The sequence below is a fragment of the Streptomyces sp. NRRL F-6492 genome (assembly GCF_001280125.1).
Taxonomy (GTDB): Bacteria; Actinomycetota; Actinomycetes; order Streptomycetales; family Streptomycetaceae; genus Streptomyces.
The window spans coordinates 1-24,118 of the sequence record NZ_LGEG01000091.1 but is presented as its reverse complement, the minus strand read 5'-3'; the positions used below and the strand labels follow the sequence as shown (position 1 = coordinate 24,118).

Here is a 24,118-nt window from a genome sequence, read left to right as displayed (position 1 = left end):
CGTCGAAGACACCCCCTAGGCCACGGAACCTATCCGGCCCAGCGGCCCCCGGGGCGCGTCGTGGTGGATCGGGGTGTGGGCGCCGGTGAGGGAGGCCCCGGTGCCGCCCCGGCGGTGGGCGACGATCTCGGCACCGATCGACAGCGCGGTCTCCTCCGGCGTGCGGGCGCCGAGGTCGAGGCCGATCGGGGAGCGCAGGCGGGCGAGTTCGAGTTCGGTGACGCCGACCCCGCGCAGGCGCTCGTTGCGGTCCTCGTGGGTGCGGCGGGAGCCCATCGCGCCGACGTAGGCGACGGGGAGCCGGAGGGCGACCTGGAGGAGGGGCACGTCGAACTTGGCGTCGTGGGTGAGGACGCAGAGGACGGTCCGGCCGTCCACCTCGGTGGACTCCAGGTAGCGGTGGGGCCATTCGACGACGATCTCGTCGGCCTCGGGGAAGCGGGCCGGGGTCGCGAAGACGGGCCGGGCGTCGCAGACGGTGACGTGGTAGCCGAGGAACTTGCCGACCCGGACGAGCGCGGCGGCGAAGTCGATGGCCCCGAAGACGATCATGCGGGGGGCGGGCACGGAGGACTCGACCAGGAGGGTCAGCGGCTGTCCGCAGCGGCTGCCGTCCTCGCCGATCTCCACGGTGCCGGTGCGGCCCGCGTCGAGCATCGCGCGGGCCTCGCCGGCCGCGGTGCGGTCCAGCTCGGGGTGGCCGCCGAGCCTCCCCTCGTACGAGCCGTCGGGGCGGACCAGGAGGGCCCGGCCGAGCAGGTCGTCGGGGCCGGAGACGATCCGGGCGAGGGCCGCCGCCTCGCCCCCGACGGCGGCGGCGAGCGCGGCGGGGAGGACCCCGCCGCGGACCGGGGTGACGAGGATGTCGATGACGCCGCCGCAGGTCAGGCCGACGGCGAAGGCGTCCTCGTCGCTGTAGCCGAAGCGCTCGACGACGGTGTGGCCGTCGTCGAGGGCCTGGACGCACAGGTCGTAGACCGCGCCCTCCACGCACCCCCCGGAGACCGATCCGATCGCCGTGCCCTCGCTGTCGACGGCGAGCGCGGCGCCCGGCTGCCGGGGCGCGCTGCCGCCGACCGCCACCACGGTGGCGACGGCGAAGGCGCGTCCCTGCTCGACCCACCGGTGCAGCTCTTCGGCGATGTCCAGCATCTCGGTTCTCCTTGGAAGGTGCGGGGAGGGCGGTGGGGGCGTCAGCCGACGCCGAGCCAGCTCTCGATCGGATGGATGGCGAAGTACACGACGAAGATCGCGGTCAGGCCCCACATGAAGGCCCCGACCTCCCGCGCCTTCCCCTGAGCGGTCTTGATCACCGCGTAGGAGATGACACCGGCGGCGACACCCGTGGTGATGGTGTACGTGAACGGCATCAGGACCACGGTGAGGAAGACCGGGATCGCGACGGAGCGGTCGCTCCAGTCCACGTGCTTGGCGTTCTGCATCATCATCGAGCCGATGACGACCAGGGCCGCGGCGGCGACCTCCTGCGGCACGATCGCGGTGAGCGGGGTGAAGAAGAGGCAGAGGGCGAAGAAGCCGCCGGTGACCACGGAGGCCAGGCCGGTGCGGGCGCCCTCGCCGACGCCGGTGGCGGACTCGACGAAGACCGTCTGGCCCGAGGCGCCGGCGCCGCCGCCGATGACGCCGCCGGCGCCGTCGATGAAGAGGGCCTTGGAGAGGCCGGGCATGCGGCCCTTGTCGTCGGCGAGCTTGGCCTCGGTGCCGACGCCCAGGATGGTCGCCATGGCGTCGAAGAAGCCGGCGAGCACCAGGGTGAAGACGATCATGGTGATCGTGATGTAGCCGACGTCGCCCCAGCCGCTGAAGGACACGTCCCCGATGAGGGAGAAGTCGGGGGCGGAGACCGCGCTGCCGTCGAGCTCCGGCGGGCCGGAGAACCAGGCCTTGGCGGGTATGTCGGCGACCGCGTTGAGGACGACCGCGACGACCGTGCCGGCGACGATGCCGATGAGGATGGCGCCGGGGACGTTGCGGGCCTGGAGGGCGAAGATCAGGAGCAGGGTGAAGGCGAAGATCAGGACGGGCCAGCCCTGGAGTTCGCCGGCCGGGCCGAGGGAGACGGGGCCGCCGCCCGGGGCGGGGTTCTCGTGCACGAAGCCGGCCTTCACGAAGCCGATGATCGCGATGAAGAGGCCGATGCCGATGGTGATGGCGTGCTTCAGGGCGAGCGGGATCGCGTTCATGATCATCTCGCGGAGGCCGGTGACCACCAGGAGGCAGATCACCGCGCCGTAGGCCACGGACATGCCCATGGCCTGCGGCCAGGTCATGACGGGGACGACCTGCGAGGCCATGACCCCGGAGACGCTCAGACCGGCGGCGAGGGCGAGCGGGACCTTGCCCCAGAAGCCCATGAGGAGGGTCGTCGCGGCCGCGGCGAGGGCGGTGGCGGTGATGAGCGCCGGCTGGCCGAGCAGATTGCCGTCGACGTCCTTGCCGCCGAGGATCAGGGGGTTGAGCAGGAGGATGTACGCCATCGCCATGAAGGTGGTGACGCCGCCGCGGACCTCCGTCGCGACGGTGGATCCTCTCTCCGAGATGTGAAAGTACCGGTCGAGCCAGGACCTGCCGGCGGGGGTGCGCGAGCCGGAGCCCACGTCCTCCGCGGTGGTCTTGGGCTCCACTGACGACTGGGTCATGGGGCCTACTCCCAAGGTTCAAAGGGGCACCCGCGTCGGACTTCGAAGGGTTCTGGTCCGGCTGAAGCCGCGGGATTTGGGATGCTGCGTGGCTGCACGACCCGGGGGACGGCCCGAGACGAACGGGGGTGGTGCGTGGGGGCGGGCGGTACGGGCGGGGAGGGGTGACGCTCCCGGGACGGGCCGTACCGCCCGGAGGGTGCTACAGGGTGCCGGTGAGCGCCTCGGGGCGGACCGGCGTCTTGTTGAGCTCCAGGCCCGTCGCGTTCCGGATCGCCGCGAGGACGGCCGGGGTGGACGACAGGGTCGGGGCCTCGCCGAGTCCCCGCAGGCCGTACGGCGCGTTGGGGTCGGCGAGTTCGAGCACGTCGACCGGGATGGTCGGCGTGTCGAGGATCGTCGGGATCAGGTAGTCCGTGAAGGAGGGGTTGCGCACCTTCGCGGTCTTCGGGTCCACGATGATCTCTTCCATCACCGCGACGCCCAGGCCCTGGGTGGTGCCACCCTGGATCTGGCCGACGACGGAGAGCATGTTGAGCGCCTTGCCGACGTCCTGGGCGGTCGCGAGCTCGACGACCTTGACGAGGCCGAGCTCGGTGTCCACCTCGACGACCGCGCGGTGCGCGGCGAAGGTGTACTGGACGTGGCCGTCGCCCTGGCCGGTGACCAGGTCGAAGGGGACGGTCGGGCGGTGCCGGAACTCCAGCTCCAGGTCGACCGGGTCCTCGCCCTCCAGGACGTCGGCGAGGGTCGCGAGGACCTCGCCGCCGTCGGTGACGACCTTGCCGCCCTCCAGGAGGAGTTCGGCGGTCGCCCAGGCGGGGTGGTAGGAGCCGTTCTTGCGGCGGCCGATCTCCAGGACCTTCTCGCGGACGGCCTCGCAGGTGTTCTTCACCGCGCCGCCGGTCATGTACGTCTGCCGGGAGGCGGACGTGGAGCCGGCGGAGCCGACCTGGGTGTCGGCCGGGTGGATGGTGACCTGGGTGACGCCGAGTTCCGTGCGGGCGATCTGGGCGTGCACGGTGACGCCGCCCTGGCCGACCTCCGCCATGGCCGTGTGGACCATGGCGACGGGCTCGCCGTTGATGACCTGGAGGACCACGCGGGCGGTCGAGTAGTCGTCGAAGCCCTCGGAGAAGCCGACGTTCTTGATGCCGACGGCGTAGCCGACGCCGCGGACGACGCCCTCGCCGTGCGTGGTGTTGGAGAGGCCGCCGGGCAGCGCGCGGACGTCGGCCTGCTCACCGGCGGCGAGCCACTGCTGCTCGGGCGGCATCGGACGGGCCTTGACCCGGCGCAGCAGCTCGGCGACCGGGGCCGGCGAGTCCACGACCTGGCCGGTGGGCATGAGCGTGCCCTGTTCCATGGCGTTGATCTGCCGGAACTCGACCGGGTCCATGCCCAGCTTCTTCGCGAGCTTGTCCATCTGCGCCTCGTACGCGAAGCACGCCTGGACCGCGCCGAAGCCGCGCATCGCGCCGCAGGGCGGGTTGTTGGTGTAGAGGGCGACCGCCTCGATCTCGACGTCGTCGACCACGTACGGTCCGGCGCCGAGCGAGGAGGCGTTGCCGACGACGGCCGGGGAGGCCGAGGCGTAGGCGCCGCCGTCGAGGACGATCCGGGCCTTGAGGTGGGTGAGCTTGCCGTCCTTGGTGGCGCCGTGCTCGTAGTGGAGCTTGGCCGGGTGGCGGTGCACGTGGCCGAAGAAGGACTCGAAGCGGTTGTAGACGATCTTGACCGGCTTGCCGGTGCGGAGCGCCAGGAGGCAGGCGTGGATCTGCATCGACAGGTCCTCGCGGCCGCCGAAGGCGCCGCCGACGCCGGAGAGCGTCATGCGGACCTTCTCCTCGGGCAGGCCGAGGACGGGCGCGATCTGGCGCAGGTCGGAGTGGAGCCACTGGGTGGCGACGTACAGGTCGACGCCGCCGTCCTCGGCGGGCACGGCGAGGCCGGACTCGGGGCCGAGGAAGGCCTGGTCCTGCATGCCGAAGACGTACTCGCCCTCGACGATCACGTCGGCCCGCTTGCGGGCCTCCGCCACGTCGCCGCGGACGATCGGCTGGCGGTGCACGATGTTGGGGTGCGGGACGTGTCCGGCGTGGTGGTCGTCGCGGCCCTCGTGGATGAGGGGCGCGTCGGGTGCGAGCGCGGAGGCCTCGTCGGTGACGACGGGCAGCTCCCGGTACTCGATCCTGACCTTGGCGGCGGCGCGGCGGGCCGTCTCCGGGTGGTCGGCGGCGATCAGGGCGACCGGCTCGCCGTGGTGCCGTACCCGGCCGTGGGCGAGGACGGGGGTGTCCTGGATCTCCAGACCGTAGTTCTTCACCTCGGTCGGCAGGTCGTCGTACGTGAGGACGGCGTACACGCCGGACATGGCGAGGGCCTCGGAGACGTCGATGGAGACGATCTCGGCGTGGGCGACGGTGGAGCGCAGCGTCTGGCCCCAGAGCATGTCCTCGTGCCACATGTCCGAGGAGTACGCGAACTCGCCGGTGACCTTGAGGGTGCCGTCGGGGCGGAGCGTGGACTCGCCGATGCCGCCCTTGGTGTGGTTCTGGGTGACGTTGGTGGGCGTACCGGCGGGTGCGGTACGGGTGTTCTGCGCCATGGTCAGACCGCCTCTCCCTGACGGGCGGCCGCGAGGCGGACCGCGTCGAGGATCTTCTCGTAGCCCGTGCAGCGGCACAGGTTGCCGGAGAGGGCCTCGCGGATGTCCTGGTCGGACGGGTCGCTCTGCCGCTCCAGGAGTTCGTCGGCGGCGATCAGCAGACCGGGGGTGCAGAAGCCGCACTGGACGGCGCCGGCGTCGATGAACGCCTGCTGGACGGGGCTCAGTTCGACGCCCTCGCCGGTCTGGGAGTCCTGGCTCGGCCTGGCCTCCCACTTCTTGGCGGCGTCGAGCGGGGTGCCACAGGAGCCCGTGCCGCAGGAGCCGTGCTCCGCGCGCTCCTTGGCGAACTCGGCGAGGCCCTCGACGGTGACGACCTCGCGGCCCTCGACCTGGCCGGCGGCGACGAGGCAGGAACAGACGGGGACGCCGTCGAGGCGGACCGTGCAGGAACCGCACTCGCCCTGCTCGCAGGCGTTCTTGGAGCCGGGCAGGCCCATCCGCTCGCGCAGGACGTAGAGGAGGGACTCGCCCTCCCAGACGTCGTCGGCCTCCTGCGGACGTCCGTTGACCGTGAAATTGACGCGCATGTTATGCAGCTCCCTCAAGCGTGCGGCCGGTGCCGCGGTACTGCTCCCAGGTCCAGCCGAGCTGGCGGCGGGCCATGATGCCGACGGCGTGGCGGCGGTACTTGGCGGTGCCCCGGACGTCGTCGATCGGGTTCGCGGCGCCCGAGCAGAGGTCGGCGAACTGCTTCGCGATCGACGGGGTGATGATCTTTCCGCTGTCCCAGAAGCCGCCCTCCTCCAGGGCCGCGTTCAGGAAGGCCTCGGCCTCCTTGGCGCGGATCGGGGTCGGCGCGGCGGAGCCGATGCCGGTGCGCACGGTCCGGGTCTCCGGGTGGAGCGCCAGGCCGAAGGCGCAGACGGCGATGACCATCGCGTTGCGGGTGCCGACCTTGGAGTACTGCTGGGGGCCGTCCGCCTTCTTGATGTGGACGGTCTTGATGAGTTCGTCGGGCTCCAGCGCGTTGCGCTTCACACCCGTGTAGAACGCGTCGATCGGGATGAACCGGCTGCCGCGCACGGACTCGACCTCGACCTCGGCGCCCGCGGCGAGCAGGGCCGGGTGGGCGTCACCGGCCGGGGAGGCGGTGCCGAGGTTGCCGCCGACGCCGCCGCGGTTGCGGATCTGCGGGGAGGCCACCGTGTGCGAGGCGAGCGCCAGGCCGGGCAGTTCGGCCCGCAGGTTCTCCATGATCCGGGTGTAGGAGACGGAGGCGCCGAGCCGGACGTTCTCCTCGCCGACCTCCCACTCGCTCAGCAGCTCGATACGGTTCAGGTCCAGGAGGTACTCGGGACGCCGGTGGTCGAAGTTGATCTCGACCATGATGTCGGTACCGCCTGCGATGGGCACGGCCGTGGGGTGCTCGGCCTTGGCGGCGAGCGCCTCCTCCCAGCTGGCGGGGCGAAGGAAGTCCATGGTGGCTCTCTTCTAGTGATTCTGGTGATCGGATGATCAGGGCGGTGCGGATGGGCCCGGGAAGACGGCCGGCCCTCGACTTGTTCATGTGCTGTTCACGCGGTGTGTGGCCTAGTACACAAGCCCACGTTCTCCTGGGTGCAGTCACCGAAAACATGAAGGAGTTGGCTGGCGCCCACCGTCGTCTTGTAGATTCGAACGAAAGACGGGAAACGGAAACCTCACCGTTTCCCCCTGGAAACGGTGGCACCACCGCACCGTCGACAACGCGACATCCACGAGCACTGACGAGAAGGACGGCGGCGACATCATGCGGCTGCGCGCACTGCTGGAGAACGACGCGCTGGGGCTGCGCCTGCTCGGCGGCGAGGACGAGCTGGACCGCACCGTCCGGGGCGTGATGACGACGGACCTCAAGGATCCCAGCCGGTACCTGTCCGGCGGAGAGCTGGTCCTCACCGGTCTCGCCTGGCTGCGGGAGCCGGCCGACGCCGAGCCCTTCGCCCGGCTCCTGGCCTCGGCCGGGGTGGCGGCGCTCGCGGCGGGCGAGGCGGAGCTCGGGGACATCCCCGACGATCTCGTACAGGCGTGTTCGCGCCATCGGCTGCCGCTCTTCGCGGTCAACGAGTCCGTTGCGTTCGCGACGATCACCGAGCACGTTGTTCGACAGGTGTCCGGCGAGCGGGCCGGGGACCTGGCGGCCGTCGTCGACCGCCACCGGCGCCTGATGACCTCCGGTCCGGCGGGCGGCGGCCCCGAGGTCGTCCTCGATCTGCTCGGCTCCGACCTGGACCTGCGGGCCTGGGTCCTCTCCCCCACCGGCCGCCGGATCGCGGGCGCCGGGGAGCCGCTGGACAGCGGACTCGCCGCCACCCTGGCCGGTGAGCACCTGGCCGCCGTCCGGACCGGCCGGCGCGGTCCGCACCGGGTGACCGGCGGCGGCACGACGTACTCGCTCTTCCCGATCCGCAACACCGGCCGGGGCGCCGCGCCCGCCGTCCGGGACGTGCGCGAGACGGTCCTCTCGGACTGGCTGCTCGCCGTCGAGGCGGACGCCGGGGACTGGCCGGCCGCCCGGCTCGACCTGCTCCAGGGCGTGACCCAGCTGATCGCGGTCGAGCGCGACCGGCGCGACGCGGCCCGTACGGTGCGGCGCCGGCTCGCCCAGGAGGTCCTGGAGCTGGTGCAGACGGGCGCCGCGCCCGCCGAGATCGCGGCCCGGCTGCGGGTGGCCGCCCCGGTGCTGCTCCCCGGGCTGGGCACGGCCCCGCACTGGCAGGTCGTCGTCGCCCGGGTGGAGTGGGAGCAGGAGGCCGGTCAGGGCTCCGCCGTGGACGGCGGCCCGGTCGCGCAGGCGCTCCTGGAGGAGATCCTGGTGGACCCGGCGACCGCCGGCGCCGAATCGGCCGACCGGATCGCCGTCGCGCACAGCGGGGACGAGGCCATCGCCCTGGTGCCGCTGGCCGCCGGGCCGCTGCCGGACAGCGAGGACGAGGGCCGGACGCCCGCCGCCGGTCTGCACGCGGACGCGCTGCTCGCCGCCGTACGGGCTCCGCTCTCCGCGGGCCTCGCCGACGACGGGCGCCTGACCCTGGGCGTCAGCGCGGCCGTGCACTCGGCGGAGGGCCTGCGCGGGGCCCTGGAGGAGGCCCGGCACGCCCGCCGGGTCGCCGCGGCCCGGCCGGGCCGGGTCTGCGCGGCCGGGCACCACGAGCTGGCCTCGCACGTGCTGCTGCTGCCGTTCGTGCCCGACGACGTCCGCCGGGCGTTCACGGCCCGGCTGCTCGACCCGCTGCGGGACTACGACCGGCGGCACCGGGCGGAGCTGATCCCGACCCTGGAGGCGTTCCTGGACTGCGACGGCTCCTGGACGCGCTGCGCGTCCCGGCTCCACCTGCACGTGAACACGCTGCGGTACCGGGTGGGCCGGATCGAACAGCTCACCGGCCGCGACCTGTCCCGGCTGGAGGACAAGCTCGACTTCTTCCTGGCGCTGCGGATGAGCTGAGGCGTCCCGGAGCGATCCGGCGGAGGCGCGTCGGAGGCTCGGTGGAGGCCCGGCGGGGACACCCGGCGGAGGTCCGTCGAAGGTCCGTCGAAGGCCCGGCAGAGACCCGTCGGCGGCCCGGAAACCCGTCCGGGAATTCACTCCTTCGGAGGAGTCCGAAGGAGTGACGTACGGGCTGGTGGGAACCTGTCGGCCGGGTGGGCCGCCGGGCCGGGCCGGGGCCCGATCCCGGGCCCGGCGGCGATCTGACGGCCCGTCGGACGCCCTCCGAAGGGTGGTCACCACACCGATCGTCCCTTTGTGAAATCTTTCACCCGACCCCTTGGCCGGGTGCGGCCCTTCGTGCTGAGATGCGGGTCTACTCAACAGCTCGATGGCGCGCTCGGGGAGGGCAATGTGGCGGATACCGCCATGTCTGGTTCCGAATCAAGGGATGGCGAAGATCCGTCCCTCGCCCACGGCAAGGAGACTCCCGTGGAGACCGCCATATGGCGTCTCCGCTCCCGGGGCTGCTGGACGGACGCGGCCGCGCTGCTCGCGCCGCGCGCCACCGAACCGGCCGCGGCGCTCGAACGGGCCGCGCTGCTCATCGAGCGCTGCCTCTACACCGAGAAGGGCTGGGCCGACGCCGAGGAGGCCCTGCGGACGGCCGAGGCGGTCGCCCGCACCGACGAGGAACGCGGAGCCGCCGCCTGCGAACGCGGCTACCTCGCCTACGCGTCCACCCTGCTCGGGGTCCGCGACCGGGCCGACGAGGCCCGGATGGCCCTGGGCCGGGCGGCGGCCCTGATCGCCCCCTCCGCCGGGGGCCGGCCGCTGCTGGACTTCCGGCGCGGCCTGATCGCCCAGAACCTCGGCGACTCCCCGCAGGCGGCCCGCGCCGCGTACCGCAGGGCGCACGCGGGGGCGGCCGCCCAGGGGGACTCGCTGCTGCTCTCCTCCACCTGGCGCCACCTGGCCGGACTGGCGCTGCGCGAGGGCGAGTTGGCGGAGGCGAGACACGGATTCGCCGAATCACTGCGGATCCGGGAGGAGTTGGGCTACCTGGTGGGTACGGCTCCGGCCCTCACCGCCCTGGCCACCACCGAGACCGAACCGGAGGCCGGCCGGCTGCGGGCGGAGGCGCGGCGCCTCTTCCGGCTGCTGGGCGGGGTGCCGACCTGGCTGTCGTCCCAGCTCACCCCGCACCCGGCCGCATGAATTCCCTTCATAGAAAGGCTTGTTGACCCGGCGTCACCTTTTCGCGGCGAGGCACAGCAGGCTCTCGTCGGTGCCGACGAGGAGGGAACCGGAGCCGGTGACGGCGACGGCGCGGACCGGGGGGCCGGGGCGGAAGGAGAGCTTCGGGCCGCCCTCCGGCCGGTGGAGCTCGACGAGCCCGTCGGCCCAGGCCGCGGCGACCAGGGAGCCCCGCGGGGTCTCCGCGGCGTGCAGGGAGACCACCGGGGAGGGGCGTTCGGCGAGGGGCTCGGGGCGCGGGTCGCGCCCCGGGGTCCAGAGCCGCACGGTCCCGTCGGCGCCGCCGGAGCAGACGAAGGGGGTCGCGGACTCCACCGCCGCGACCGCCGTGACCCGGCCGCTGTGGGAGGCCGTCTGGTGGAGGCCGGTGAGGCCGAAGGCGTGCACGGAACCGAGCCGGTCCCCCACCACCACCGAGCCGGCGATCGCCGCGAGGGCCGTGCCGGGGTGGCGGGCGAGCGTCGCGGAGACCGCCTCGGTGAGGCGCTCCAGGTACGGGGGCCGGGGCGCCGTGCCCCGTACGGTGTGCAGCCGGCCCCGGTCGTCCAGGATCAGCACCGTGCCGTCCGGCGCGGGCGCCAGGGCGGCGATCCGGCCGGGAACGGTGTGCGCCAGGCGCCCGGCGGAGCTCGCGTCGGTCTCGTGCAGCAGGCGTACGGTGCCGGTGCGGTCGCCCACGAGCAGGGTGCCCTCCAGCGGGCCGCCCGCCGCGCCGAGGACGGTGACCGGGCCCGGCCAGGGCGGGGTCAGGTCGCCGCGGTGACGGGCCCAGCGGAGCCGCCAGGGCGCGGCCGCCGCGAGGTCGGCGAGGGCGGGGCGCAGCCGGGGGTCGGCCCCGTCGCCGAGCGCGGCGAGCAGCACCAGGGCCCGTTCCGCCGGGGGCTGCGCGCGGCAGAGGGACTGTCCGGCCCGCATCCAGGCGGTGCGCAGGCCGCCGTGGTCCTCGGCGGTGGTCTCGCCGGGGCGCCCGGAGGGTTCGGGCCCGTCGAGGGTGCCGGGCACCCCGGCCGGGGCGGAGCCGGTGACGTACGCCGTGGTGACGAGCAGCGGGTCGGCGGCGCAGACGGCCGCCGGGTCGGAGAGGTCCGGCAGCGGCCGGGCGGGCTCCGTGGGCGCGTCGAGGGGGGCGGGGTCGCCGTCGAGGTCCACGAGGGCCACCCGGCGGTCGGCGCGCAGGGCGGCGAGGGCGGGGGTGTCGTCGCGGGCCTCGACCACGAGCCGGACCCGGCCCACGCCGGCGAGTTCCGTGACCAGCCGGGCGAGCGCGTCGGGTTCGGCGGCGGCGTGCAGGTCGGTGAGGAGCAGGACGGCCCGGCCGGTGGGCCGCGCCTCGCTGGTGGCGAGGGCGTCGACGAGGTCGCCGGGGGTTCCGGCCACCACGCCGAGGCGGTCGGCGACGGTCCAGGCCGCGCCGAGGACGCTCTGCCCGGCCAGCGGGACGAGCACCCGGGCGGGGCGGCGGCGGGTGCGGCCGGAGCGCGGGCCGTGCGCGGCGAGCCAGCCGAGCAGCGCCGTCTTGCCGCTGCCGGGGGCGCCGGTGACGAGGCAGAGCCGGGGCGCGTCGGGGTCGGTGAGCCAGCCGAGCAGGGCCGTCGCCCCGGGTTCCGTACCGGTGGCGGGCCGACGTCCGTCCCAGGCCGGGGACGGGGTCGCGGACGGCATGGGGGCACCTCACGGACGGCACGGTACGAGCGGCTGACGCCCACGACCTTAGTCGCCCCGGGCGCTCAGCACTCCGATCCGGTGAAGTGCTCCCGCACGAGGGCCTGGACGACGGCCAGGTCCTGGGCGATCAGGGCGTCGAGCAGGGCGGTGTGCTCGGCGGCGTCGGCGACGAGGACGCCGTGGCGCAGGACGGGGGCGCTGATCAAGGGCCACTGGGAGCGCCGGTGGAGGTCGTCGGCGACGGCGAGCAGCTGCTGGTTCCCGGCGAGGGAGAGGACGGCCCGGTGGAAGGCGCGGTCGGCCTCGGCGTAGTGGGCGCGGTCGCCCCGGGCCGCGGCCGTCGCGGTGGCTTCGGCCAGCGGGCGCAGCTCGGCCCAGCGGGCGGCCGGGACGGTGCGGGCGAGCCGCAGCATGACGGGGACCTCGATGAGCGCGCGGATCTCGGCCAGTTCGGCCAGCTCGCGGGGGGTGCGCTCGGTGACGCGGAAGCCGCGGTTCGGCACGACCTCGACGGCGCCCTCGACGGCCAGGCGCTGCATGGCCTCGCGGACGGGGGTGGCGGAGACGCCGAAGCGCTCGGCGAGGGCGGGCGCGGAGTACACCTCGCCGGGGACCAGCTCGCCGCCGACGAGGGCGGTGCGGAGCGCTTCGAGGACCTGCCCGCGCACGGAGTGCCGCCGCACGGACCGGGGCACCGTGAGCCCGGCCGGCTCGTCGTGGGTGTGCTCGTCGTGGGTGTGCTCGTCCCGGGCGTACGGGAGCCCGGGGGCCGGGACCGCGCCCCGGGCCGGCTCCGTGCTTCGGGCCTGCCCCGGCACTCGTACGGACCGCGCGTCCGCGCCCGTCGCCCCGGCCGGTTCCGCCAACTCGCCGGACGCGGCGTCGGCGGAGGGCGGGGTCGGGGGCGGTGACGGGGTTCCCGTCGTCCGCTCGCGCGCTGCGCCCTGCTCCACCCGGGTCCTCCTGCGGCCTCGTGCCGGGCCCGGCTCGCGTCGCGCGGGTCCTCTGTGCACCATAGGCGAACGGACCCGTGCCAGGGGTGTGAGAGACGCCTCGCAGGTCGGAGCCGTGTGCCGGTGGTGAGACACGCGATCGAATCGGGTAAGGTAAGCCTTACCTGCCAACGATCGCGATTCGGTGGTCCGCATGACCGTCCCCGCCCTGTTGCCCGCCCCGCCCGCCTCGCCCGTCGCAGCCTCCTACGCCCGCCTCGCCGAGGTCTTCTCGTACCTGCGCATAGAGGAACACGCCCTCGGTGAGGTCCTGCCGCGCGGTGAGGGCTGGGTCGACGCGGAGGCGCTCGCGGCCGGCGGCGCCGAGCTCGACGCCTTCCTGGCCTGGGACGACGAGCAGGTGCTGCGGGACTACGGCACCCGGGCCCGCCCCGACGTCGTCGCCAGCTTCGGACTGCACCGCTACGCCTGGCCCGCCTGCCTCCTGGTGACCGTCCCCTGGTTCCTGGACCGCCGGGTCCCCCGCCTGCCCGTCCGGAACGTGGCCTTCCAGCGCACGCTCGGCCGCATGGCGGTCCGGGTCGAGGAGTTCGCCTGCCTGCCGGGCGACCCCGCCGCGGCCCTGCCCGGCGCCCGGGTCGTCGCCGACGAGGAGGCGCTGCGGGCCGAGGTGCGCTCCTCGCTCGCCGAGCACTTCGAGTCGGTCCTCGACGGCTTCGGCTCCCGGATGCGGCGCGGCCGCCGGGCCCTGTGGGGGATGGCGACGGACGAGATCGTCGAGGGCCTCTGGTACGTCGGCACCCTGCTCGGCGAGGAGCGGCGGGCGATGGCGGAGCTGGAGCTCCTCATGCCGGGCACGGCCAAGCCGTACGCGGGCTCCGCGGGCTTCCGGGAGCTGCCCGGCGCCGAGGGCCCCGGCGGCGCCCCGCTCACCACCCGCGACCGGGCCACCTGCTGCTTCTTCTACACGCTGCGCCCCGAGGACACCTGCGTCACCTGCCCGCGAACCTGCGACGCCGACCGGGTCCGGCGGCTGACCGCGGCCGCCTGAGGCCCGGCCGGACCGCACGACGATTACGCCACCCGGAAGGGTGGCGTCAATCGAACGCTAACCCCCTCCCCTGCAAGGACGTTCGACCGGATCGCCCCTATTCGTATGGCCCGGCACCCCGATGGCGTGGTCTTGCCCCGAAACGCCGTGAGGGCCGTACGAGGTCGGTCAGTATGGGCGACCGAACGCCCTACCGCGATGCAAGGGACACCGCATGAGACTGACCGACATATCGCTGGACTGGCTGCTTCCCGGCGGCGTGATGGTCGCCGGGGTCCTGACGGCGGTGGCGGTGCTCGCGCGCGGGAAGCGCGCCGGTGACCAGACCCCGGCCGAGGACTCCTGGGAACGCAGCGAGGAACGCCGCAGGCGCAAGGAGGCGGTCTACGGATTCGCCTCGTACGGCCTGCTGTTCTGCTGTGCGGCCGTCGCGGCCGCGCTCTCCTTCCACGGGCTGGTGGGCTTCGGCCGCCAGAACCTCAGCCTCTCCGGCGGCTGGGAGTACCTCGTGCCCTTCGGCCTCGACGGCGCCGCCATGTTCTGCTCGGTCCTCGCCGTCCGCGAGGCCAGCCACGGCGACGCGGCCCTCGGCTCGCGCCTGCTCGTCTGGCTGTTCGCGGGCGCGGCGGCCTGGTTCAACTGGGTGCACGCGCCCAGGGGCTTCGGCCACGACGGGGCCCCGCACTTCTTCGCGGGCATGTCCCTCTCGGCGGCGGTCCTCTTCGACCGGGCGCTGAAGCAGACCCGCCGGGCCGCGCTGCGCGAGCAGGGCCTGGTGCCCCGCCCGCTGCCGCAGATCCGGATCGTCCGCTGGCTGAGGGCGCCCCGGGAGACCTTCGCGGCCTGGTCCCTGATGCTCCTGGAGAACGTGCGGACCCTGGACGAGGCGGTCGACGAGGTGCGGGAGGACCGCAGGGAGAAGGAGCAGAACCGGATCCGCAGGCGGGACCAGGTGAAGCTGGACCGGGCCCGGCTCAAGGCGATCAACCGTCAGCACCGTGCCTTCGGGCTCGGGCGCGGCGGCGGCCGCCAGGTCGAGATGGCCGCGCTGAACACCACGGCCGCCCCGGGCACGGCGCCCGCCCAGGTCGCCGGGTCGGGCTCCACGACGGGGGCCGTCCCGGCGCCCGTCGTGGAGCCCGCCATAGCGGACCCCGGACAACTGCCCCTTCGCCAAAGGCCATCCCTGCAAGCCGTGAGGGGCGATGAGCCCCGGACGGGAGACTCCCGGACGGTGGACCTCACCGCCGAGGACGACACCCAGGCGCTGCCCCGTCTCGACTCCCTGGAGCGCAAGCTCAAGGACCTGGAGCAGCAGTTCGGCTGAGCGGTACGCGCATCACGAGGTACCGGATCACGCGGTACGGAAGCAGAGAGAACGGCGGGGTCGCCCCCTCAGGCGGCCCCGCCGTTCAGTTCGAACCACACCACCTTGCCCACCGCCTGGTCCTCGACTCCCCAGGAGTCGGCCAGGGCCTGGACGAGGACGAGCCCCCGGCCGTTCGTGCGGTCGTCGGGGGGCGGCGCGTCCGGCGCCGTCAGGCCGGGGACGAAGTCGCGGACCTCGACCCGTAACTGCTCGGGGACGACCGTCGCGGTCACGACGGCCCCGTGGCCGGTGTGGACCAGGGCGTTGGTCACCAGCTCGCTGGTGAGGAGTTCGGCCACGTCGGAGGCGCCAGGACCGCCCCACTTCCGCAGCAGTTCGCGCAAGGCGTGCCGCACTTCCGGCACGGCGGTGAGATCCGCGCACCCCACCTTCCTGAGCAGTTGAGTCGGCTGTCGTGCCTCCCCGGTCATGTCCCCCCACCCGTGGTCGCGTCGAACAGGCTCACGGGGATGCATGCCCCACAGGACCGTCGGCATACATGGGTCGTGGCGGAGGGTCAGGGCCTGGGCACGTTCCGCAGGTTCGAGCGGGCCATCTGGAGCATCCTGCCCACGCCCCCGTCCAGCACCATCTTGCTGGCGGAGAGCGCGAAGCCGGTCACCATGTCCGCCTTGATCCTGGGCGGGATGGAGAGCGCGTTGGGGTCGGTGACGACGTCCACCAGGGCCGGGCCCTTGTGCTTGAAGGCGTCCTTGAGGGCGCCCGCGAGCTGCTTGGGCTTCTCGACCCGGACGCCGTAGGCCCCGGCGGCGCGGGCGATGGCGGCGAAGTCCGGGTTCTTGTTCGTCGTCCCGTACGAGGGCAGGCCCGCGACCATCATCTCCAGCTCGACCATGCCGAGCGAGGAGTTGTCGAACACCACCACCTTCACGGGCAGGTCGTACTGGACCAGGGTGAGGAAGTCGCCCATCAGCATGGAGAAGCCGCCGTCGCCGGAGAGCGAGACGACCTGGCGGTTCAGGTCGGTGAACTGGGCGCCGATGGCCTGCGGGAGCGCGTTCGCCATCGAGCCGTGGCTGAACGAGCCGATGATCCTGCGCCGCCCGTTGGGCGTGAGGTAGCGGGCCGCCCAGACGTTGCACATGCCCGTGTCGACGGTGAAGACGGCGTCGTCGTCGGCGAGTTCGTCGAGGACGGACGCGACGTACTCGGGGTGGATCGGGGTGTGCTTCTCGACCTTGCGGGTGTAGGCCTTGACGACCCCTTCGAGGGCGTCGGCGTGCTTCTTGAGCATCTTGTCGAGGAAGCGGCGGTCCTTCTTGGCCCGGACCCGGGGGATCACACAGCGCAGGGTCTCCCGGACGTCGCCCCAGACGGCGAGGTCGAGCCGGGAGCGGCGCCCGAGGTGCTCGGCCCTGACGTCCACCTGGACGATCTTCACGTCGTCGGGCAGGAAGGCGTTGTACGGGAAGTCGGTGCCGAGCAGGATCAGCAGGTCGCACTCGTGGGTGGCCTCGTAGGCGGCGCCGTACCCGAGCAGTCCGCTCATGCCGACGTCGTACGGGTTGTCGTACTGGATCCACTCCTTGCCGCGCAGGGCGTGGCCGACCGGCGCCTTGATCCGCTCGGCGAACCGCATCACCTCGGCGTGGGCCCCGGCGGTGCCGCTGCCGCAGAAGAGCGTGACCCGGTCGGCGTCGTCGATCATCCGGACCAGGGCGTCGATCTCGGCGTCCCCGGGGCGGACGGTGGGCCGGGTGGTGACGAGCGCGGACTCCACGGCCTTCTCCGGGGCCGGCTCGCCGGCGATGTCGCCGGGCAGCGACACGACGCTGACGCCGCCGCGGCCGACGGCGTGCTGGATCGCCGTGTGGAGCAGCCGGGGCATCTGCTTCGGGCTGGAGATCAGCTCGCTGTAGTGGCTGCACTCGCGGAACAGCCGGTCGGGGTGGGTCTCCTGGAAGTAGGAGAGGCCGATCTCGCTGGACGGGATCTGGGAGGCGAGGGCGAGGACCGGGGCCATGGAGCGGTGGGCGTCGTACAGGCCGTTGATGAGGTGCAGGTTGCCCGGTCCGCAGGAGCCCGCGCAGGCGGCGAGGCCACCGGTGATCTGGGCCTCGGCGCCCGCGGCGAAGGCGGCGGTCTCCTCGTGCCGGACGTGGATCCAGTCGATCCCCTTGGTGCGGCGGATCGCGTCGACGACCGGGTTCAGGCTGTCGCCGACCACTCCGTAGAGGCGTTGGACGCCCGCGCGCACGAGGATGTCGACGAACTGCTCCGCTACGTTCTGCTTGGCCATGGCTCCATCAACACACGGCCCGGCGGATCACGCCTCCCAGACGGCCACCCCCGTACGGTCATCGGCGTAACCGGTCACCCTCAGCTGGGTGTCGGCGAGGAAGGCGGCGAGGCCGGGCGGCTCCGCGTCGGCCCAGCGGTCGGCGAGCTCGCGGGCGAGGCCGGGCTCGCCGCGCATCGGTTCCGCGAGCCCCGGCGAGGCGAGCAGCAGGGTGTCACCGGGACGGGCGACGGAGGCGCGGAAGCGGAACGGCTCGGCGGGCGGCGGCACGGGCTCCTCGACGAGCGGCCCGGGCGCGGTCGTGATGCCGAGGTCCATGGTGAGCCGGTCGCCCTCCTCGGTCGCCTCCGGCACGGACGGGGCGGCCGGCGGGGAGCCGAAGCCGACGACGGGGGCGCCGGTGACGGCCCGCTCGGGCAGCAGCGGCTCGATGTCCTGCCAGACGCCGTCGCGGAGCCGGAAGAGACCGCCGGCGCCGATGCCGAAGAAGACCCGGGTGCGGCAGTCGGGGTCGGCGGGCAGGAGCAGGCAGCGGAGGGAGGCGGTGTACTCCTCGGGGGCGAGGCCCCGCTCGGCGGCGCGGGCGCGCAGCTTGCCGTACGTGCGGTCGGTGAGCCGGTGCAGTCCGGACTTGAGGTCGCCCCGGCGGCCGGACCTGATGTCCTCGGAGAGCCGGGTGTGGCTGCGGCAGACGGCCTCGGCGATCCACCGGCAGGCGTCGGCCGCGGCGAGGTGGGCGTCCTCGGCGGCGCGGGATCCCGCGGCGACGGCGACGAGGACGAGCGCGGCCTCGTCGTGGCCGAAGCGGGCGGTGAGGAGGGCGTCGCGGCGGGGCTCGCCCCGGAAGCGGGCCGAGTCGCCGCGCGCGGAGACGGCGCGCAGCGTGCAGGTGCCGTAGCGGGCGCCGTCGAGGACGGTGTCCGCGACCACGTCGGCGAGTTCGCCGGGTCGGGCGACGGGCAGGGCGGTGGGCTCGGGCTCGTAGGTGGGCGGCCTGCTGCCGACGAATCCGGTACGGGGCCGGGGCACGGGCAGGGCGACCTGGACGGTCGGGGCGTGGTCGGCGCCGGTGCGGGCGTCGGTGTCGGTGCCGTCCGGTTCCTGCTCGGGCTCCCGCTCCGGCGGGTCCGGGGGCGCCGGCACCTGGACGGTGGGCGCCCCGACGGGCGCCTCGGCCGGCGGGGCGGACGGGGGCGGCGGCCCGGGGAAGGTCCGCGGCCCGGCCTCGGCACCCTCCCAGGGGGCCCGCCCGGGGACGGGCGGCACGGGAGCGGGTGCGCCCGGGGCGGAGGGAGCGGGCGGGGGCGGTGCGGGCGGCGGAGGGGGTGCGGAGGGCCGGGGCGGTTCCGGGACCGCTTCGGGAGCCGTGTCCTCCGGGGCCGGGCCGGGGGCCCTGCTCGGGTCGGGCCCGGGCCCGGTACCGGGCCCGGTACCGGGCCCGGTCTTCGGGGCCGGGGCCGTGGTCCGGGGGGCCGGGGTCTCGGTCCGGCCGGGAGCCGTCGCCGTGACCGGTGTCGCGACCGGTGTCGCGTCCGGTGTCGCGTCCGGTGTGGGAGGGCGCGGGTCGTCCGGCGGGCCCGTGGTGGCGCGGGCCGCCGTGTCGAAGTGGTCGTCGAGCGTGTCACCCGAGGCCGTCGGGGCCGTGTCCGGCGCCGACTCGTCGTAGAGCTTGTCCCACCAGCTGTCCCCCTGCTGCGTCATGCCCTTATTGTCCACCGCGCGGGGGGCCCGAAAACGGGACATCGGGAAAAGCGTTGCGGCGAATGGGTGGTCCGCCGGGCGACCCCACCCCCCACGGGAAGGACGCCCGGCGGACCGGCGTGGTCAGCGCACGTCGTAAGCGCGGACCACGGTCTGGGTGACGGAGTTGCCCCTGGCGTCCGTCAGTTCGGTCTTCAGGGTGACCTGCTCGCCGGTCGCGCCCGCGTGGTTCACGGTCGCGGTCCAGCGGCCGCCCTGCTGGGAGACCCGCGCTTCGGTCCAGGTCGTGCCGCCGTCGTAGGAGTACGAGAGCCTGGCCGAGGTGAGCGCCGCGGGGGTGTAGCCCGCGTGACCCGTCGCGGTGAGGCCGATGTGCTGGCCGTCGGTCGCGGCGAGGGTCTTGAGGCCGTCCTCCGGAAGGTCGTACCGGGGGAAGAGAATCGGGATGCCCTGAGAATAGACGCTCTCGTCGAGCTTGGAGGTGAATTCCCACACCGAGTTGACGGACGTGGAGCGGTTCCACACCCTGCTGCCGATCTTCGTGGTGTTCTGTTCGAGCGTGTACGTCCCGGCTTCGGCCGGTACTTCGAAGACGCCGTGCGGCCAGCCGGTCTCGCCGAGGAGTTCGCCGTCGCGGCGGAGGCGGAGGTTGCCGATGTCGCCGAAGGAGCCGGACTCGGCGTGGTGGGTGGAGTCGCCCCACATGGCCGAGGCGAAGCCGATGAGGTTGCCCTGTCGCTCGGAGACGAGGACCGGCTTCCCGGTGGTGTCGCGCGGGGCGGTGGGGGCGAGGACGCCGTCGTACCAGCGCTCGGTGCGCCTCTCCCCCGCCCGGTAGGCGTGGCGGGCGCCGACCATGAGCTCGCCGAAGGGGAAGTTGCTGCCGATCAGCTGCTCCCAGGCGGTGTCGCCGGCGGAGTAGTACTCGGTGCGGGTGCCGGGCACGGGGACCGTTTCGAGGGAGCCGAAGAAGACGCGGGTGCCGTTGGGGCGATGAGCGGCCGGGCTGTCGAAGAAGTCGGTGGCGACGCCGGTGGAGCCGTACGCGGACTCCGTGCGGCCCAGGGCGCCGTCGCGGACCCGGTAGTCCTTGGCGGAGCGGATCGTGCCGGTCTCGGGGAAGGCGAGGTTGTAGACGTACGGGCTCTTCGCGGTGGCCTTCCAGGCGAGGGTGACCGGGCCGGTGGCCAGCCTCTTCAGGAGCGCGGCGGCCTCGGCGGACGGGACGGAGAGGACGGGGAGGCCGTTGCCCATGAAGCCTCCGGCCGGGTACCAGCGGCCGGGGGCCGCGTGGTGGGCGACGACGGCGACGGCTCCGGCGGCCTTGGCGTCGCGGGCGAGGGCGCTCGCCTGGTCGACGCCGTCGGGGAGCCGGACGAGGGCGACGCGGCCCTTCACGCCGGCGGCCTCCAGCTCCTCGGGGGTGCCGGTTCCGGCGTCGGCGAGGCGGGCGGAGCCGGTGCCGTCGAGGTTGTCGGAGGCGAGGGAGCCGGTGAGGGGGTGCAGGGTCAGTCCGTCGCCGGTGCGCAGCGAGGTGATCTGCGGGGCGGCGGCCCGCCAGTAGCTGCCGAACTCGAAGTCGCCGTCGTCGGCGCGGCCTTCGACCGAGGCGTAGTAGGCGCGGATGGTGCGCGGTCCGGCGGCGGTGCCGGCGTGCGTCCAGGTGTCGTCCCAGGAGCGGGCGAACGCGAGGGTGGCGCCGCGGAGTTCGGTGTCCTTGTCGGTCCGCACGGACAGCTCGTGGGCCTTGCGGGCGTCGAGGACGACGGTGGTGTCCTTCTTCAGCTCGAACTGCGGGCGGCCGAGGTAGCTGAGCGAGTCGTTCAGCGTGGCGCCCTCGCCCGCGTCGGGCGTGGTGACGTAGGAGGAGAGGAAGTAGGCGCCCGGGCGCAGGCGGAAGACCTGGTCGGTGGCGCCCTCGTTGAAGCGGCGCTCCCCGGTGGCGTCGTCGGTGCCGATGACGTCGAGGGAGGAGGCGCCGGAGGCGGGCCGGCCGAGGCGGTCGACCAGCTTGACGCGGAGGGTGACGGTCTCGGGCTCGACGTACAGGGAGAACGGCGTGGAGACGTGGACGCCTCCCCTGCCGGTGGCGATCACGCGGCCGGTGACGTCGCCGTACTGGGCGCGGTCCAGACGGGCGGCGGGGTCGAGCTCCAGCGGGACCTTCACGGTGGCGCCGGCGGGGACGGTGACGGTCCGCTTGCCGAGGCGGGCGACGGCGGACCGCACGCGGGAGCCGTCGTTGCCGGTGACCCTCTCGACGGCCAGGTCCAGGGTGACCGGGGTCTTCGAGGTGTTGGTGTACGGGACGGAGACGGTGGTGCGGTCGCTCCTGTCCTGCGGCCAGGGGAAGGTGCCGCCCTGGACGGCGGGGGCGCCGAGGACCTTCTGGTCGACGGCGGCCCCGACGTCGAGGCGTCCGGCGCCGACCTCGCGGACGTCGCCGGGCAGGTCGCTCTCGGCGGAGGCGACGAGCGCGGCCTTGATCTGCCGGGCGGTCCAGTCGGGGTGGCGCTGCTTGACGATCGCGGCGGCGCCCGCGACGTGCGGGGTGGCCATCGACGTACCGGACATGGACTGGTACGCGTACACGCCCCGGCCGCCCGCGGCGGCGGCGGAGATGGCGACGCCGGGCGCGGCTATCTCGGGCTTGAGGGTGTGGTTCACGATCGTCGGGCCGCGGCTGGAGAAGTACGCGGTGGAGTCGTCGCGGTCGGTGGCGCCGACGGTGAGCACGCCGGGCGCGCAGCCGGGCGAGGAGACCGTGTTGAGGGAGGGGCCCGTGTTTCCGGCGGCGACGACGAAGAGGGTGCCCTCGTTCCTGGCGAGTTCCTCGGCGGCGACGCTCATCGGGTCGGTGCAGTCGGTGGGGGTGGGGTTGCCGAGGCTCATGGAGACGACGTCGGCGCCCTGGGCGACGGCCCACTCCATGCCGGCGATGATCCAGGAGATCGCGCCGGAGCCGGAGTCGTTGAGGACCTTGCCGTTGAGGAGCTCCGCGCCGGGCGCGACGCCCTTCTTCCTGCCGCCACTGGCGGCGCCGGAGCCGCCGACGGTGGAGATCGTGTGGGTGCCGTGGCCCTGGCGGTCGTCGGCGGTGTCGGAGTCGGTGAAGTTCTCCGAGGCGACGACGCGGCCCTTGAGGTCGGGGTGGTCGACGTCGGCCCCGGTGTCGAGGACGGCGACCCTGGTCCCCCTGCCGTCGTAGCCGGCGGCCCAGGCCTCGGGGGCGTGGACCTGCTTCGTGGAGCGCTCCAGGGTGGCCTCGACCTTGCGGTCGAGCCAGAGCTTCTCGATGCCGGAGGCGGCGCGGGCCTTCGGGGCGTCCACCTCGGCCCAGAAGGTGGCGGCGGTCTTCTTCTCGGCCGTGAGGGCGACGCCGTCGACCGCCTTGAGCACCTGGCCGCGCCGGGCGCCGCGCGGCGCGAGGGGGACGGAGCGGGCGACGCCGGAGCCGTAGACGGCGATGAGGGGGAGGGCGGTGGTGGCGGCGTCGTCGTAGCCCTGGCGGATCAGGCCGGTGACGTTGAAGAGCTCCTCGTCGACGCGTCCGGCGGCGAGCGCGGCGGTGGCGGCCTCGGGGTAGACGTACAGGTCCCGGCCGGAGAGGCGGGTCTGGACGAGGGGGACGGTGCCGTCCTCGCGGGGCAGGGCCGTGGCCGCCGGGGCGCCGGCGGTGTCGTGGGTGACCAGGACGCGGTCGCCGGTGACCAGGGTCACCGTGGCGGTCCGGGCGCCGGCGCGGACCGGGGCCTCGCCGCCGACCGGCGGTCGCTTGCCGGCCGTGCCGTCCCGTGGCTCGTCCGCCACGGCCGGCGCGACCGCGGTGGCGACCAGGACGGCGGCGGTCGCCGCTCCCAGGACCGTACGCGAAATCGGGCGCATCGCTCTCCCCATCTGGTTCCGGGCACGACGGCGCGAATCGCCCGTTCCCGGAGGCTGTCGGTGCTGCGGTGGCGCCACATTGGCAGAGGTGAGGGCGGTACAGGGATGATGAGCCGGGCGGGAATACGCCGTGGCCGTTTCCCGCCAGGTCACCAACGGAACGAAAGCCTCCGCCGGACGTCCCCGGAAGACGCGGGACGCCCGGCGGGGGGTGGGGCGAGGGGTGGGGCATCCATGCTGGGAGCGATAGGACTCGACGAGCGCCAGGAATCGGCGTACCGCGCCCTGGTCTCGCTGGGCGCGGCCGAGGTCACGGACCTCGCCCACCGGCTCGCCCTGCCCGAGCAGGAGACCGAACGGGCCTTGCGGCGCCTGGAGTCGCAGGGGCTCGCCGCCCAGTCGTCCGCCTGCACCGGGCGGTGGGTCGCGGCCCCGCCCGGGGTGGCGCTCGGCGCGCTGCTCACCCAGCAGCGCCACGAGCTGGAGCAGGCCGAGCTGGCGGCGGCGCTGCTCGCCGAGGAGTACCGGGCGGAGGCCGCGGAGGCGGCCGTGCACGACCTGGTGGAGGTGGTGACCGGGGCGAGCGCGGTGACCCACCGCTTCCTCCAGCTCCAGCTGGGCGCGACGGAGGAGGTCTGCGCCCTGGTGACGGGCAAGCCGATCGCGGTCTCCGGTCTGGAGAACGAGGCGGAGGAGCAGGCGGCCGGGCGCGGGGTGCGCTACCGGGTGGTGATCGAGCGCGAGGTGCTCTCGCTGCCGACGGGACTCCTGGAACTCTCGGCGGCGCTCGGCCGCGAGGAGCGCATCCGGGTCGCGGACCGGGTCCCCACGAAGCTGGTCGTCGCCGACCGGTCCCTGGCGATGGTGCCGCTGACCGGGCGGGGCGCGGAGCCGGCGGCGCTGGTGGTGCACGCGAGCGGGCTCCTCGAATCGCTGATGGGGCTCTTCGAGTCGGTGTGGCGGGACGCGCTGCCGCTGCGGCTCGGGGCGGGCGCGCAGATCACCGAGGACGAGGCGCCGGGCCCGGACACGGTGGACCTGGAGATCCTCTCCCTGCTGCTCGCCGGGATGACGGACGCGAGCGTGGCGAAGCAGCTGGACCTGGGGCTGCGGACGGTGCAGCGGCGGGTGAAGGGGCTGATGGAGCTGTCGGGGGTCTCGACCCGGCTGCAGCTGGGCTGGCACGCGTACGAGAAGGGGTGGGTGGCGCGGGGGTGAGACGGGGGCCTGTCGGGGC

The 24,118-nt window shown here is 74.1% G+C and carries 16 protein-coding genes; 5 read left to right on the top strand and 11 right to left on the bottom strand.

All coding sequences use genetic code 11. The annotated features are described in order from the left end of the window. Positions 1 to 15: 15 nt before the first annotated feature. The 5 genes from ADL08_RS09550 to ADL08_RS09530 all read right to left on the bottom strand — a co-directional run bounded on the left by ADL08_RS09550 (position 16) and on the right by ADL08_RS09530 (position 6,750). Positions 16 to 1,152, bottom strand: coding sequence for an XdhC family protein (locus ADL08_RS09550; RefSeq protein ID WP_053641643.1), 1,137 nt, complete (start codon positions 1,150 to 1,152; stop codon positions 16 to 18). Between the two features lie 41 nt (positions 1,153 to 1,193). Continuing rightward, entirely contained in the window at positions 1,194 to 2,660 is a 1,467-nt protein-coding gene (locus ADL08_RS09545) for an NCS2 family permease (RefSeq protein ID WP_053641642.1), read from the bottom strand. 202 nt (positions 2,661 to 2,862) lie between these two features. Continuing rightward, positions 2,863 to 5,268: a xanthine dehydrogenase subunit D gene (gene pucD, locus ADL08_RS09540; RefSeq protein WP_053641641.1), complete on the bottom strand. Its 2,406-nt coding sequence runs from the start codon at positions 5,266 to 5,268 to the stop codon at positions 2,863 to 2,865. Between the two features lie 2 nt (positions 5,269 to 5,270). Continuing rightward, positions 5,271 to 5,858, bottom strand: a complete 588-nt coding sequence (locus ADL08_RS09535) for a (2Fe-2S)-binding protein (RefSeq protein WP_053641640.1) — start codon at positions 5,856 to 5,858, stop codon at positions 5,271 to 5,273. A gap of 1 nt (position 5,859) precedes the next feature. Further along, a complete protein-coding gene (locus ADL08_RS09530; RefSeq protein WP_053641639.1) occupies positions 5,860 to 6,750 on the bottom strand; it encodes an FAD binding domain-containing protein in 891 nt (296 codons plus the stop codon). Between the two features lie 310 nt (positions 6,751 to 7,060). Here ADL08_RS09530 and ADL08_RS09525 point away from each other — a divergent pair, with 310 nt between their 5' ends. Together ADL08_RS09525 and ADL08_RS09520 are read left to right on the top strand one after the other, a co-directional pair. Then, a complete protein-coding gene (locus ADL08_RS09525) occupies positions 7,061 to 8,758 on the top strand; it encodes a PucR family transcriptional regulator (protein WP_053641638.1) in 1,698 nt (565 codons plus the stop codon). A gap of 411 nt (positions 8,759 to 9,169) precedes the next feature. After that, entirely contained in the window at positions 9,170 to 9,958 is a 789-nt protein-coding gene (locus ADL08_RS09520; protein ID WP_053641637.1) for a hypothetical protein, read from the top strand. Positions 9,959 to 9,991: 33 nt separating this feature from the next. Here the strand turns inward: ADL08_RS09520 and ADL08_RS09515 are convergent, their stop codons facing one another. Both ADL08_RS09515 and ADL08_RS09510 read right to left on the bottom strand, forming a co-directional pair. Then, positions 9,992 to 11,659, bottom strand: a complete 1,668-nt coding sequence (locus ADL08_RS09515) for a WD40 repeat domain-containing protein (protein ID WP_053641636.1) — start codon at positions 11,657 to 11,659, stop codon at positions 9,992 to 9,994. Between the two features lie 65 nt (positions 11,660 to 11,724). Beyond that, positions 11,725 to 12,615, bottom strand: a complete 891-nt coding sequence (locus ADL08_RS09510) for a GntR family transcriptional regulator (RefSeq protein ID WP_234352071.1) — start codon at positions 12,613 to 12,615, stop codon at positions 11,725 to 11,727. Positions 12,616 to 12,808: 193 nt separating this feature from the next. On the opposite strand from ADL08_RS09510, the gene ADL08_RS09505 reads away from it, so the two are divergent. Both ADL08_RS09505 and ADL08_RS09500 read left to right on the top strand, forming a co-directional pair. Then, complete coding sequence (locus ADL08_RS09505; RefSeq protein ID WP_053641694.1) at positions 12,809 to 13,666, top strand: (2Fe-2S)-binding protein; 858 nt, start codon at positions 12,809 to 12,811, stop codon at positions 13,664 to 13,666. 214 nt (positions 13,667 to 13,880) lie between these two features. Further along, positions 13,881 to 14,993 (top strand): DUF2637 domain-containing protein, encoded by a 1,113-nt coding sequence (locus ADL08_RS09500; protein ID WP_053641635.1) that lies wholly within the window; start codon positions 13,881 to 13,883, stop codon positions 14,991 to 14,993. Between the two features lie 68 nt (positions 14,994 to 15,061). Here ADL08_RS09500 and ADL08_RS09495 read toward each other — a convergent pair whose 3' ends face one another. From ADL08_RS09495 to ADL08_RS09480, 4 genes are all read right to left on the bottom strand, one after another. Continuing rightward, positions 15,062 to 15,466, bottom strand: a complete 405-nt coding sequence (locus ADL08_RS09495; protein WP_053641634.1) for an ATP-binding protein — start codon at positions 15,464 to 15,466, stop codon at positions 15,062 to 15,064. A gap of 86 nt (positions 15,467 to 15,552) precedes the next feature. Continuing rightward, positions 15,553 to 17,295 carry a pyruvate dehydrogenase gene (locus ADL08_RS09490; protein ID WP_053641633.1) on the bottom strand — a complete coding sequence of 581 codons (1,743 nt, stop codon included), beginning with the start codon at positions 17,293 to 17,295 and terminating at the stop codon, positions 15,553 to 15,555. A 27-nt stretch (positions 17,296 to 17,322) separates the two neighbouring features. Beyond that, entirely contained in the window at positions 17,323 to 18,996 is a 1,674-nt protein-coding gene (locus ADL08_RS09485) for a protein phosphatase 2C domain-containing protein (RefSeq protein WP_053641632.1), read from the bottom strand. Between the two features lie 123 nt (positions 18,997 to 19,119). Further along, positions 19,120 to 22,881 (bottom strand): S8 family peptidase, encoded by a 3,762-nt coding sequence (locus ADL08_RS09480; protein ID WP_053641631.1) that lies wholly within the window; start codon positions 22,879 to 22,881, stop codon positions 19,120 to 19,122. 234 nt (positions 22,882 to 23,115) lie between these two features. Here ADL08_RS09480 and ADL08_RS09475 point away from each other — a divergent pair, with 234 nt between their 5' ends. Then, complete coding sequence (locus ADL08_RS09475; protein WP_053641630.1) at positions 23,116 to 24,099, top strand: helix-turn-helix domain-containing protein; 984 nt, start codon at positions 23,116 to 23,118, stop codon at positions 24,097 to 24,099. Positions 24,100 to 24,118: the final 19 nt, after the last annotated feature.